This window comes from Staphylococcus pasteuri (assembly GCF_003970495.1).
Taxonomy (GTDB): Bacteria; Bacillota; Bacilli; order Staphylococcales; family Staphylococcaceae; genus Staphylococcus; species Staphylococcus pasteuri.
In genome coordinates this window covers 1-12,463 of record NZ_RXWW01000078.1, presented here as the reverse complement: position 1 = coordinate 12,463, position 12,463 = coordinate 1, and the positions used below count along the sequence as shown (strand labels likewise).

Here is a 12,463-nt window from a genome sequence, read left to right as displayed (position 1 = left end):
CATGAATTTATAAGGAGTTGGCTACACATGATGTTGGTACGAACGCAATACTTAAAACAATGGCAAGGCCAATATCGACAAAACATACTTTCCGGTATTTTAATGGGGTTAGCTTTATTACCTGTAACTATAGCATTTTCTTTTATTGTTCATGTTCCACCTTCAATTGGATTAATGAGTTGTGGGTTAATGATGTGTTTAATGAGTATACTGGGAAAAAGAATTGCAATGGTTTCAGGTCCAAGTAGTGGCATATCTATTATAGGTGCACCTTTAGTTAATCAATATGGCACACATTATTTATTTTTAGCAACAATAATGATGGGTGTCCTTTTAATTATATATAGCTTTTGTCATATAGATAAATTACTTAATTATATCCCTAAAACTGTTGTCATTGGCTTTATGAATGCATTGGGGATATTACTATTAACTACTCAAATTAAATATATATTCGGTGTATCATTATCTACATATATCGTTGCGTGTTTAACCTTTATAGTGATTTATCTATCTGGAAAATGGATTCAAACCATACCTGCACCATTAGTAGCTATTATCATCATTACGTTATTAACGACAATGATTCACCCACATTTACAGTATGTTCACGATTTAGCTAATATTAAATTTAAAATGCCACAATTAACATCCCTAAATTCATCAATGACAATTTTTGATTGGTTGATTATATTTAAGTATGCATTTACGATGTCAGTGATTGCAGTCATTCAAACTAATTTAACTGCGAATATGATGGATGCAATCAGTAACACAACATCTAATAAAGATAAAGAAATAAGAGGACAAGGAATTTCTAACATTATCGTAGGTATTGTCGGTGGTTATGGTTCTAGTGGGTTAGTAGGACAATCTAAATTTAATTATAAAATGGGCGCAACAACTCGGCTATCTACATTAATGACTGGTATTTTATTAGTATTATGTATGGTGTTATTAGGGCCAATAGTTGGTTTAATTCCAATGGTAGTGCTAGCTGTTGTATTAGTAACAGTTTCTCTTAATACATTCGATAGACGTACAGTGAGTCATATTAAAGAAGCGCCGATTATGCATAGTAGTATTATGTTATTAACTATCATACTTATTCTTATGACTAATAATTTAGCTATAGGTGTAATAGTGGGCACGATTATTTATTATATTATATTTTATCTCTTTAAGAAGGGTGATGTTACAAATGACTAATTATACTGATTATGTGAATTGGAGAAGGACTTTTCACCAATTTCCGGAACTATCAGAAAAGGAATATGAAACGACACAACGACTTAAACGTATTTTAGAAGCACACGACATTACCATATTAGATTTACCATTAGATACTGGATTTGGATTAGTTGCTGAAGTAGGTCAAGGCGAGCAATTAATAGCTGTCAGAACAGACATAGATGCGCTACCAATTAATGAACAAGTAGAACATGAATTTACTTCTACTAATGAAGGCGTTATGCACGCTTGTGGTCATGATATACATATGGCTAGTATTTTAGGTGTGGCAACTCAATTAAAAGCACAAGAAAATGAATTAAACGGACGTGTAAGAATTATATTTCAACCTGCTGAAGAATTAGGTTATGGTGCTCGAAAAATAGTTAAAACAGGAGCATTAGATGGAGTCAAAGCGGTCTTAGGCTTTCATAATTATCCTACAATGGATATAGGCGAATTTGCTATTAAAAAAGGAGCAATTACTTCTGCTGTCGACCGATTTGAATTTAAAATTAAAGGTAAAGGGGCACATGCTGCTAAACCTGAACAAGGAAATGATCCAACTGTAGCATTAGGACAGCTTATCAATAGTCTACAAACAATTGTAAGTAGAAATTTATCTGCGTTTGATAGCGCGGTTGTTACTATTGGAGAAATTTCATGTGGGAATACATGGAACGTTATTGCAGATCATGCATATGTACAAGGAACTGTGCGATCATTTAAACCTGAACATCGAGATTATATTGAACAAAGAATGAAAGATATAGCGAGTGGCCTAGCGAAGACATTTAATATAGAAGTAGAATGCCAATATACTAGATTGCCTGGTACTGTTATTAATGATGATCAGTTAACAGAGACCGCAATTGAAGTGGCAGAAACAGTTGGTTATAATGTTTCAATTATGGACTTGCCACTGACAATCGGAGAAGATTTCTCAGGCTACACTGAAAGTTATCCTGGTGTATTTGCATTTATTGGTTCAAACAGTGAATATGATTTACATCATCCTCTATTTGATCCGGATGAACGTATATTGGAAAAGGTTCCTTCATATTTTGTAGAGTTAGTTAAAAAATTACTAAATCAATAGTAACTGTGTTTTTTATTAAATTAAATTTTAGAAAAATTAAAAATGATTAGAGAGTAGATATACTTGGGTATAAACAGAACATATAGATATTAGGAGATGATTTTGAAATGTCAGCACAAGATCCAAGAAATAAATTTAAAACAACTGAATATGAAAAACAAGAACAATCACTCCCTGGTTTGCAAAGTGATTTAACACCAGAGCCAGATTGTGGTGAAACATCATATATAGGTCATGACAGATTAAAAGGATTTAAAGTGTTAGTCACAGGTGGCGACTCAGCTATTGGACGTGCAGCAGCTATAGCCTATGCTAAAGAAGGTGCAGATGTCGCAATTAATTATCTTCCGAGTGAAGAGAAAGATGCACAAGAAGTTAAACACGTCATTGAAGAAGCAGGACAACAAGCAGTGCTTATCCCTGGTGATGTTAGAAATGAACAATTTAACTATGACATGGTCACAAAAGCCTATGAACAATTAGGTGGATTAGATAATGTAACATTAGTCGCAGGTCATCAACAATATCATGATGACATTAAAGGATTTGATACACAATCATTCGCAGAAACATTTGAAACTAACGTATACCCAATTTTTTGGACAGTTCAAAAAGCACTTGATTATTTACAACCAGGTGCATCAATTACTACAACATCATCTGTACAAGGATATAATCCAAGCCCAATATTACACGACTATGCCGCTTCAAAAGCAGCGATTATTTCACTAACTAAAAGTTTATCTGAAGAACTTGGTCCTAAAGGTATCCGAGTTAACTGCGTCGCACCTGGTCCATTCTGGTCTCCATTACAAATTACAGGAGGCCAACCACAATCTAATATTCTTGAATTTGGTCAACAAACCCCATTAGGTAGAGCAGGTCAACCAGTTGAATTATCTGGTACTTATGTTTTACTAGCTGCAGAAGAATCTAGTTATACAACTGGACAAGTATTTGGTGTCACAGGCGGCATTCAAATAGATTAGAAATTTTAAATGGATAATTGAAATTTAAGTCGATAAAGCTAAGATGCTTTATCGACTTTTTTATGTTTAACATATAGTTTAAATTAAATAAATTCAAAATGAATTTGGAAATTAAATGCGAATAATGTATAATTACAATACAAAATAAATAATAAAATTATGTAAAGTGCTTTAACTTTAATTACAGTAATCAGAAATAATAGGGGAAAGTGATTAGTTAGTTGTATAAATATCTTTTAAATATAAAGGAGCACACTATATGAATAAAGATCAAATCATTAGATTAATTCCTTTTATTGCATTAGTTATAGGTATAAGTTTTATTCCATTCTTCCCATCATTTAAATGGTTTTTCTTTTTAGTAGTACCAATATTCGTTATTAGCAATATATTGAAGAATTTATATTTTGTAAATCGAAATATTAAACATAACAAGATATGGATTAGTCCAATCATAGATCGATTATTAGGTTGTATTGCAGGGATTTTTTATATAGGTTTTGCTTCAGTAGCTTTATTACAAAGCGCAAACCCTTGGATTGGGTTTTTACTATTATTATTAGCATCTTCATTCATTTACTTTTTAGAAACTAAATTAAAAATCGATGAACAAACGTTAAAAAAATCTAATCATGAGTATAAAGTCATTTCTGAAAAACTTGAACGTCAACTTAAAATAGTAGCCATAATCGTTACCATTATTTCTATTATAGCTATGATAATTTCACTTTATCTAAAATGGTGGATTGTCTTTGGTATAGCCGTTGGATTACTATTATTAGTAGCAATAGGATTAATTATCTATGATAAATACTTTACGACGAAATTATAATTTATGATTGACGTTATTGGAATTATCTTGTAACGTAAAATTTAAATGCAAATCACTTATCTAGAGAAGTGGAGGGACTGGCCCTATGAAGCTTCGGCAACATAAAATAATGTGCCAATTCCAGAAACCAATTGAGGTTTGAAGATAAGGGGATAGTAATTGAAGGCAAACCTCTTTTCTTAAATAATTAGAAAAGAGGTATTTTTTATTAATATAGGAAGTAGGTCTAATTATGGAAAAAACTAAGAAGGGTAATGCTTGGGCGTTATTTCCTTTATTATTATTTATGCTGTTATTTTTAGGTGTAGGTATTATTTCAGGAGATTTCACCACTATGCCTTTAAATGTAGCGATTACAATAACTGTTATCGTTGCATTATTAATGAATCGTAAGGAAAAATTTGCTACTAAGGTAGAAGTATTTACTAAAGGAGCAGGACATTCAAATATTATTTTAATGATGCTCATATTTATTTTGGCAGGCGCTTTCTCAACGACTACAGAGAAAATGGGAGGCGTGAGTTCAACTGTTAATCTTGGTTTGTCACTTATTCCTGAAAACTTAATCATTGTAGGTTTATTTATCATTTGTATGTTTGTTTCTATTTCTATGGGTACTTCAGTTGGAACAGTTGCAGCGATTGCGCCTGTTGGATTTGGTTTTGCACAAGCTACTGACGTATCAGCAGCACTAGCAATGGCAACAGTAGTTGGCGGTGCGATGTTCGGAGATAACCTTTCTATGATTTCAGATACAACGATTGCAGCAGTACGTACGCAACATACAAAGATGAAAGATAAATTTAAAGTCAATTTTAGAATTGTATTACCAGGTGCGATTTTAACAATTATTATTCTATTTTTATTAACGAATGGAATTTCCATGGATCATTCTAAAAGTTATGATTTCCAATTAGTTAAAGTCATTCCGTACTTACTTGTACTGATATTAGCACTAGTGGGCGTTAATGTTATTATTGTTCTGATTGGTGGGACAGTTTTATCTGGAATGATTGGCCTTATCGACGGCTCTTTCGGATGGAAAGGTTTATTGAATGCAGTATCCAAAGGTATTATCGGAATGGAAGATATTGCAATGATTGCTTTACTTATTGGTGGTTTAGTCGGTCTGATACAACATAATGGTGGGATTGATTGGTTGCTCAATTTCGTTAGAGACAGAGTAAGATCTAAACGAGGCGCGGAATTAGGTATTGCTAGTTTAGTCAGTGTTGCAGATATATCAACTGCTAATAATACGATTTCAATTATTATGTCAGGACCATTAGCCAAAAATATTGCTGATGAATATGATGTTGATCCTCGTAAATCAGCAAGTATATTAGATATATTTGGTGGTTGTTTCCAAGGATTATTACCATATAGTCCCCAAGTTATTTCTGCTGCTGGTGTAGCAGGCATCTCACCATTTTTACTAGTACCTTATAGTATTTATCCGATTATGTTAGGTATTTGTGGATTAATAGCAATCATCTTAGGTTATCCAAAATTAAAAAAACGATAGCGTAAATGTTGACTAATGAATCATATTTTAATATAAATCTGAGACTGAACTAAGTCTCGGATTTTTTAAATGGTTGTTATGAAAGTAATGTTATCCTTAGTTTCTATAATAGAGATGTTTAAATAATAGGGTTTAATGGTAAATTAGATTAAATGTATAAAGATTAAGCATTTTTAAGGATAAATGTTTGGAAGTTTGAGTAAATACGTTAGAATAGAAATAAGAGTGAAAGTAGGTGACATATAGTGGCAAAGTATAATGTGGAAAATGAATATGTAGAAATTGATATTGAACGTTTATTTAAATATTCACCTGAAACTATTTATGAAGCTTGGACAAAAGAAGATATTTTAAAACAATGGTTTATGACGTCTAAACGTACGAATAAATCATTTGAAGCTGACGTTCAAGAAGGCGGTAAGTACCGCATTGTAGATAGTAGAAATGGTAAGCAAAATATTATTGAAGGTACTTATGAAGAATTAGTGATGGATGAATTTGTCAAAATGACTATTGGTATGCCTGGATTAAGTAACGAAGAAGATATTATTGAAGTTGAATTCTTCGAACGTGAATCAGGTGGCACACAAATGTTTTTCTATTACCAATCTTATATTGAACGTGAAAGAAGATTGACTAATCTTGAGTACAAACAGAAAAAGAAAGAATATCATGACTCTACAGCACATGGTTTCGAATTAATGTTTGATAAAATGAATACTGTATTGGAAGAAATTGAAGAACAAAAAAATAATTAAAAAGACGCAAGCAAATTGGTTTAACCTAAACATTTAGGTTACCGATGCTTGCGTTTTTTATTTGAGTTCTTCTTTTTCCTTACGTTCATTATATTTTCGAAGTAATGTTTCAAAGAAAATATGATAACTGATAAAACTAGAATAATCAGTGCCATCATTTAAATAAAAAGTATTACTAGATACATAAACATTATAATCGGCTTGCTGGGCTAATGTATTATCTTTCATCGTTGTTACTGATATAAAGTATTTTTGGTGTAATTTTAATAGCTGAGTTACTTCTTTCAGTTGAAATGTTTCGCCTGATAAGGAAATGATAAAGAACAAGTCTTGAGGCACTGTCTTGTTTAAAACCATCTTTAATTCATGAACATCATGGAGAATAATAATATTTTTGTGCATAGTTAATAAGATACGTTGTGCTTCTTCAGCCACATTCATTTGTGCTCGCCCTGTACCATATAAGTATATTGTTCCAGCCTCGTTCATTTTATTTGTTAATAACTCATAATCAATTCTATCTAAATAACTAAATGTATTTTCAATTTCTTGTCTAAAAGATTCAATAGAGTCAGATGGTAACTGATTTTTCTTTTCACTTTCAAACTTCAAAAATGATTTGAAATCACTATAACCATCAAACCCCAATTTACGCGTGAAGCGGTGAATAGTCGCATTAGATGCATGTGTGTGTTGAGATAAGTCTTGTATTTTTAAATTTTTACATAAATCTATATGGTTATTAACGAAATGTGCAATTTGCAAATCGTTGTCATTAAGTTGATTAAAATTCATATTAACTCGTTCATCTAAAATCATGATGACACCTCGTTTATTAATGTTGAAAAAATTTTCATCATATGAAAACATAATCTGATTATACAAAATACTTTCAAAATTCGTCAATGACATTGAGAGTATGTAAGCGTTTACTATATATTAGATATAAGATATTTCGGTGACACCTTGTTTATAAATACGAGGTTTTATACGAATAAAACGACATTGGGATGTGGAGGTTATTATAATGAATGCAATCAAACGATTTGGTAGCGCAATGATTGTGCCGGTATTAATGTTTGCTTTCTTTGGTATTGTCCTTGGATTTGCAACTTTATTTAAAAATCCTACTATAATGGGTGGTTTAGCAGATCAACATACGTTTTGGTTTAAATTTTGGTCAGTGATAGAATCTGGTGGTTGGGTTATTTTCAATCATATGGAAATCGTATTTGTAGTAGGATTACCACTATCATTAGCTAAAAAAGCACCAGGTCATGCCGCACTAGCAGCATTAATGGGCTATTTAATGTTTAATACATTTATCAATGCGATATTAACGCAGTGGCCACATACATTTGGTGCTAACTTGGAAAAAGGTGTAGAAAATGTTACTGGATTAAAAGCAATAGCGGGTATCGAGACATTAGATACTAATATTTTAGGTGGTATTATCATTTCAGGGATCATTACTTGGATACATAATCGCTACTATAGTAAACGTTTACCAGAAATGTTAGGTGTGTTCCAAGGTCTAACATTTGTAGTAACGATTTCTTTCTTTGTGATGTTACCTGTTGCTGCAATTACTTGCGTAGTATGGCCAACTATTCAAAATGGTATTGCATCTATCCAACATTTTATTATTGGTTCAGGCTATGTAGGAGTATGGTTATACCACTTCTTAGAAAGGGTATTAATACCTACTGGCTTACATCACTTTATTTATGCACCAATTGAAGTTGGACCAGTAGTCGTGAATCATGGACTTAAAGCGGAATGGTTACAACATTTAAATCAATTTGCCGAAAGCAGTAAACCATTAAAAGAACAATTTCCATATGGCTTTATGCTACAAGGAAATGGTAAAGTATTTGGTTGTTTAGGTATTGCATTAGCTATGTATTCAACAACACCTAAAGAAAACCGTAAAAAAGTAGCAGCTTTATTAATACCTGCAACATTAACAGCTGTTGTAGCAGGTATTACTGAACCTTTAGAATTTACATTCTTATTTATCGCACCATTCTTATTCGTATTACACGCATTGTTAGCTGCAACAATGGATACAATTATGTACGGTTTCGGTTTAGTTGGTAATATGGGTGGTGGCGTCCTAGATTTCTTAGCTACTAACTGGATACCACTTGGTAAAGAACACTGGATGACGTATGTGATTCAAGTGGTAATAGGACTTATATTCGTAGGTATATATTATGTTTTATTCAGATTCTTAATATTAAAATTTGATATTCCATTACCTGGACGACGCAAAAATGAAGAAGAAGTTAAACTATTCTCTAAACAAGATTATAAAGAGAAAAAAGGACAAGAAGATGCTACAAAACATACGTCAACTGGGAATGAGTATGATGATAAAGCAGCATATTATTTAGATGGTTTAGGCGGTAAAGAGAACATTAAAGATGTGACTAACTGTACAACTCGATTACGTTTAACTGTGAAAGATGAAAATAAAGTAGAAGATAGTAGTTATTTTACACATAATCAAATGGCTCACGGTCTAGTTAAAAGTGGTAAAAGTGTTCAAGTGGTAGTAGGAATGTCTGTACCACAGGTTAGAGAATCGTTTGAACATCTGGTTTATGATGAAAATGATAAATAATAAATAAAAATAAGGGATTCCAAAATATATCGTTTTGGAATCCCTTTTATAGTTAATTGAATTAGGAAATTCTAGCTTTATGAATCATTTTAGATTTATAACCAGCTGATAGGATATCTATATTACGTGTTGCTACTGTATGTAATAATTTAGAAAAAACTTCAGGTGGACAAATGATACTTGCACAATTTTTATTTAATGTATAGCTAATATCATAATGATTCATAAACATATTCATTATATCTATCACTTTGTCTTTAATAAAGGCATCTTGTAATCCGTCAATAGATAGTTCAAATCGTTTAGCTGATTGATATAAATGATCTGAATCAAGTAGTTCATCAAGTTGTTTTGGTGATAATATTTGATAAATAGTGAAATTATGAAAACTTAAAAAGCTAATAAAATAAGGTAATTGTTGTTTTGGTAAGCTTACTTCTAAAGCGTACATACCTTGTTGTTTAAATATTTGATATTGAAAGGATTCGCAAAATTTAATCTGCTTACATAGCTTTGATAATGTTTTGCGAGATGATCGAGATTTTAAATCTGCGATATTTATAATGTAAGTTTCAAATTTGTCTATCAACATGTTATGCCTCCCGATTGCTAACATTCATGGTTTAGAAATTTATTGTTAAGTAGGGTAATAGTTTTTGTTGCTTTAAAATGATTGTACCATGCTTCTTTTTGATATTCACTAGGACTTTTGAATGAAGACTAGTAAAAAAGAATATTTCATTAGCCAATACTATGAGTATCATGGATTAAAGGACTTTATTAAAATCTAATTACAGGGACCGTAAATAACTTAAAATATAAGAAAATTCTGAAAATAACATTGTCCATTATAAATAGTTATGATAATATTTGTCATTATTAACTATTAAGGGTGTGTTTATATGTTAAATCGAATCAGTCAATTTGCGACAAAAACATTTATATTTTGGATGTTATTTGCTGCTGTGCTTGGATTTATTTTTCCTTCACACATCTCAATATTAGGTGGTTTCGTACCATACATGCTTGGGATTGTTATGTTAGGAATGGGGATGACTATAGATCCTAAAGACTTTAAAATTGTTTTACAATCACCAAAACCTGTCATTATTGGCGTTATTTTACAGTTTACGATTATGCCTACCTTAGCATTTCTTATTGCTAAAGGCTTTCAATTACCTCCTGAAATTGCCATAGGTGTGATTTTAGTTGGATGCTGTCCAGGTGGAACATCTAGTAATGTAATGAGTTATTTAGCTAAAGCAAATGTAGCATTATCTGTAGCGATAACGAGTGTCTCAACTTTAATTGCGCCTTTTGTTACACCAGCATTAATCTATATTTTTGCACATGAATGGTTGAAGGTCTCATTTGCTAGTATGTTATGGTCAGTCGTTCAAGTAGTATTGATACCAATTATTATAGGATTTGTATTCCAAAAGGTAGCAAGACGTTTTGCTCAAAAGACAGCTACAGCATTACCATTAATTTCTGTTATTGCCATTTCTCTTATTTTGGCAGCTGTAGTCGCAGCTAGTAAAACACAAATTTTGAAAACAGGATTGTTAATTTTTGTAGTTGTTATCTTACACAATATTCTTGGTTATACAATCGGTTATGTATTAGCTAAAGTATTCCGAATGGATTATAAAGATAAAAAAGCCGTAGCGATAGAAGTAGGTATGCAAAATTCTGGTTTAGCAGTATCACTTGCAACAGTTCATTTTAGTCCTTTAGCTGCTGTGCCAGGGGCTGTATTTAGCTTAGTTCATAATATTTCAGGACCTATTCTTGCAAAATATTGGTCTTCTAGAAGTAAAGATATTTAATTGACTCATTTATCAGAAGGTTAAATCCCATTTTTTACTAAGATAGTATCTAGATTATGTTAAAATATGAGACATTGAGATTTAATTTTATATATATAGATAAAGGAGTACGCATATGTATAGAGCAGTTGTTTTTGATTTTGATGGAACTATAATCGATACAGAAAAACATCTTTTTGATATCATTAATAAACATTTAATTAAACATAATGAATCACCAATTACTTTAGAATTTTATAGAAGATCAATAGGTGGGGCAGCAACTGAACTTCACAATTATCTTGAAGCACTTATTGGCCCAGAGAAAAAAGCAGCTATTTATAAAGAACATACTGATACAAGTGGAAATTTACCAATAATAGAAACGATTCAACAATTAATGGAATATTTAAAGCAACGCCATATTCCGATGGCAATTGCGACTAGTAGTCATAGAGAAGATATATTACCTACATTCCATAAACTAGGTTTAGATAAATATATAGATGTGATTGTGGGTAGAGAAGATGTTGAAAATGTTAAGCCCAATCCGGAACCTTATTTAACAGCAGTACAACAACTAAATTATAATCCGACTAACTGCTTAGCGATTGAGGATTCAGTAAATGGTGCAACGGCTGCAAATAGTGCCGGTTTGGATGTTATTGTAAATACAAATGTTATGACTGAAGAACAAGACTTTTCTACTGTTAATTATGTAGCTAAAGATATTGATTTCGATAATATTGTTAAGCGTTTCTTTAGTCGTAAATAGGAGGTATAGAATGTTTTATACAATCCTGTTTTTCATAGCTGGGCCTATCATCATTGGTATTGGAAACTTGATATTAGGTCCTATGTTTAATAAAAGTATTCCTTTACACATACATGTGCGATCTTTTCTTGTTGGTACGATGATATATTTAATATTAGCGACTATTGGATATTTCTTATTATTACAAGGTAGATTATAAAAAAATCCGCTTCAATTATGAGTAGATCTTACTCAGTTTGAAGCGGATTTTTACTGATTAAAATATTTCATTTACATAATTTTTAATAACAAGGTAACTAGAATCAATACAATTAATATCGCATCAATACCAACCATAATGGCAAAACGAGTGGTTTTTTGACCTTGAGACTTAGCTAATTTTAAAGCGTTATAATTTGGTATTAAACTAATAATTAATAAGATAAGAATAATTACGCCAATAATGACAGACATTAACTTTGTCCTCCGTTCCTATTTTCAATATATTCCCAAATAAATCCTGCGATAATACCCACTACAATCCCTATTAAAACGCCTATTTTTATATGTGAAATCATGGCACCAATAATTAATCCAATAATAATGGCTATTGGCAAAGTAGTTCCAAATTTCATTTTTCTCTCAGGAGAATTTAAAATGGTAAACGCAACTACATATATGATAAAGAAAACAATTGCTGCCAGTAGTGACTTACCAATTAATGGTAGTAGATTTGGGGTTTTAACAGAAAAATAATTGAGTAAGAAAAAGATAATTAAAAATATGATTGATATTTTTAATGCTTTTTGAATTAATGTTTTACTCATAATGTACTCCTTAAT

14 protein-coding genes and 1 riboswitch are annotated in these 12,463 nt (G+C 31.4%); of the genes, 10 read left to right on the top strand and 4 right to left on the bottom strand.

Annotated elements, in window-relative coordinates; all coding sequences use genetic code 11:
• Positions 1-27: 27 nt before the first annotated feature.
• The 6 genes from CD121_RS10575 (at position 28) to CD121_RS10550 (ending at position 6,433) form a co-directional block, all read left to right on the top strand.
• Positions 28-1,209, top strand: coding sequence for a SulP family inorganic anion transporter (locus tag CD121_RS10575; protein ID WP_017636478.1), 1,182 nt, complete (start codon positions 28-30; stop codon positions 1,207-1,209).
• Positions 1,202-2,329 (top strand): amidohydrolase, encoded by a 1,128-nt coding sequence (locus CD121_RS10570; protein WP_126568218.1) that lies wholly within the window; start codon positions 1,202-1,204, stop codon positions 2,327-2,329. The genes CD121_RS10575 and CD121_RS10570 overlap by 8 nt, the downstream gene beginning before the upstream one ends.
• Before the next feature lie 107 nt (positions 2,330-2,436).
• Positions 2,437-3,318, top strand: coding sequence for an SDR family oxidoreductase (locus tag CD121_RS10565; protein ID WP_126568215.1), 882 nt, complete (start codon positions 2,437-2,439; stop codon positions 3,316-3,318).
• Between the two features lie 259 nt (positions 3,319-3,577).
• Positions 3,578-4,150 carry a hypothetical protein gene (locus CD121_RS10560; RefSeq protein WP_046467115.1) on the top strand — a complete coding sequence of 191 codons (573 nt, stop codon included), beginning with the start codon at positions 3,578-3,580 and terminating at the stop codon, positions 4,148-4,150.
• A gap of 53 nt (positions 4,151-4,203) precedes the next feature.
• Positions 4,204-4,301: riboswitch (SAM riboswitch) on the top strand.
• An 81-nt stretch (positions 4,302-4,382) separates the two neighbouring features.
• Positions 4,383-5,675, top strand: a complete 1,293-nt coding sequence (locus CD121_RS10555; protein WP_017636473.1) for a Na+/H+ antiporter NhaC family protein — start codon at positions 4,383-4,385, stop codon at positions 5,673-5,675.
• A 245-nt stretch (positions 5,676-5,920) separates the two neighbouring features.
• Positions 5,921-6,433, top strand: coding sequence for an SRPBCC family protein (locus CD121_RS10550; protein ID WP_017636472.1), 513 nt, complete (start codon positions 5,921-5,923; stop codon positions 6,431-6,433).
• A gap of 57 nt (positions 6,434-6,490) precedes the next feature.
• Here the strand turns inward: CD121_RS10550 and CD121_RS10545 are convergent, their stop codons facing one another.
• Entirely contained in the window at positions 6,491-7,252 is a 762-nt protein-coding gene (locus tag CD121_RS10545; RefSeq protein ID WP_126568212.1) for a MurR/RpiR family transcriptional regulator, read from the bottom strand.
• Between the two features lie 208 nt (positions 7,253-7,460).
• Between CD121_RS10545 and CD121_RS10540 the strand changes: the two genes are divergently transcribed.
• On the top strand, positions 7,461-9,059 hold the full coding sequence (locus tag CD121_RS10540) for an alpha-glucoside-specific PTS transporter subunit IIBC (protein WP_017636470.1): 1,599 nt from the start codon (positions 7,461-7,463) through the stop codon (positions 9,057-9,059).
• Between the two features lie 61 nt (positions 9,060-9,120).
• On the opposite strand, the gene CD121_RS10535 is transcribed toward CD121_RS10540, so the two are convergent.
• Positions 9,121-9,651, bottom strand: a complete 531-nt coding sequence (locus tag CD121_RS10535; protein WP_046467118.1) for a hypothetical protein — start codon at positions 9,649-9,651, stop codon at positions 9,121-9,123.
• A gap of 310 nt (positions 9,652-9,961) precedes the next feature.
• On the opposite strand from CD121_RS10535, the gene CD121_RS10530 reads away from it, so the two are divergent.
• The 3 genes from CD121_RS10530 to CD121_RS10520 all read left to right on the top strand — a co-directional run bounded on the left by CD121_RS10530 (position 9,962) and on the right by CD121_RS10520 (position 11,841).
• Entirely contained in the window at positions 9,962-10,888 is a 927-nt protein-coding gene (locus tag CD121_RS10530; protein WP_126568210.1) for a bile acid:sodium symporter family protein, read from the top strand.
• A 115-nt stretch (positions 10,889-11,003) separates the two neighbouring features.
• Positions 11,004-11,642, top strand: a complete 639-nt coding sequence (locus tag CD121_RS10525) for an HAD family hydrolase (protein WP_126568207.1) — start codon at positions 11,004-11,006, stop codon at positions 11,640-11,642.
• Between the two features lie 10 nt (positions 11,643-11,652).
• Positions 11,653-11,841 (top strand): hypothetical protein, encoded by a 189-nt coding sequence (locus CD121_RS10520; protein WP_126568205.1) that lies wholly within the window; start codon positions 11,653-11,655, stop codon positions 11,839-11,841.
• 71 nt (positions 11,842-11,912) lie between these two features.
• On the opposite strand, the gene CD121_RS10515 is transcribed toward CD121_RS10520, so the two are convergent.
• Together CD121_RS10515 and CD121_RS10510 are read right to left on the bottom strand one after the other, a co-directional pair.
• On the bottom strand, positions 11,913-12,095 hold the full coding sequence (locus CD121_RS10515) for a hypothetical protein (RefSeq protein ID WP_017636465.1): 183 nt from the start codon (positions 12,093-12,095) through the stop codon (positions 11,913-11,915).
• Positions 12,095-12,448 (bottom strand): hypothetical protein, encoded by a 354-nt coding sequence (locus CD121_RS10510; RefSeq protein ID WP_107999880.1) that lies wholly within the window; start codon positions 12,446-12,448, stop codon positions 12,095-12,097. Before CD121_RS10510 ends, CD121_RS10515 begins: the two co-directional genes overlap by 1 nt.
• Positions 12,449-12,463 lie beyond the last annotated feature (15 nt).

Bases quoted from the DNA above. Each gene is read 5' to 3' on its own strand.
- CD121_RS10535 (WP_046467118.1), bottom strand. From the start codon at position 9,651: ATGTTGATAGACAAATTTGAAACTTACATTATAAATATCGCAGATTTA.
- CD121_RS10525 (WP_126568207.1), top strand. From the start codon at position 11,004: ATGTATAGAGCAGTTGTTTTTGATTTTGATGGAACTATAATCGATACA.
- CD121_RS10540 (WP_017636470.1), top strand. From the start codon at position 7,461: ATGAATGCAATCAAACGATTTGGTAGCGCAATGATTGTGCCGGTATTA.
- CD121_RS10510 (WP_107999880.1), bottom strand. From the start codon at position 12,448: ATGAGTAAAACATTAATTCAAAAAGCATTAAAAATATCAATCATATTT.
- CD121_RS10560 (WP_046467115.1), top strand. From the start codon at position 3,578: ATGAATAAAGATCAAATCATTAGATTAATTCCTTTTATTGCATTAGTT.
- CD121_RS10530 (WP_126568210.1), top strand. From the start codon at position 9,962: ATGTTAAATCGAATCAGTCAATTTGCGACAAAAACATTTATATTTTGG.
- CD121_RS10515 (WP_017636465.1), bottom strand. From the start codon at position 12,095: ATGTCTGTCATTATTGGCGTAATTATTCTTATCTTATTAATTATTAGT.
- CD121_RS10575 (WP_017636478.1), top strand. From the start codon at position 28: ATGATGTTGGTACGAACGCAATACTTAAAACAATGGCAAGGCCAATAT.
- CD121_RS10555 (WP_017636473.1), top strand. From the start codon at position 4,383: ATGGAAAAAACTAAGAAGGGTAATGCTTGGGCGTTATTTCCTTTATTA.
- CD121_RS10545 (WP_126568212.1), bottom strand. From the start codon at position 7,252: ATGATTTTAGATGAACGAGTTAATATGAATTTTAATCAACTTAATGAC.
- CD121_RS10565 (WP_126568215.1), top strand. From the start codon at position 2,437: ATGTCAGCACAAGATCCAAGAAATAAATTTAAAACAACTGAATATGAA.
- CD121_RS10570 (WP_126568218.1), top strand. From the start codon at position 1,202: ATGACTAATTATACTGATTATGTGAATTGGAGAAGGACTTTTCACCAA.
- CD121_RS10520 (WP_126568205.1), top strand. From the start codon at position 11,653: ATGTTTTATACAATCCTGTTTTTCATAGCTGGGCCTATCATCATTGGT.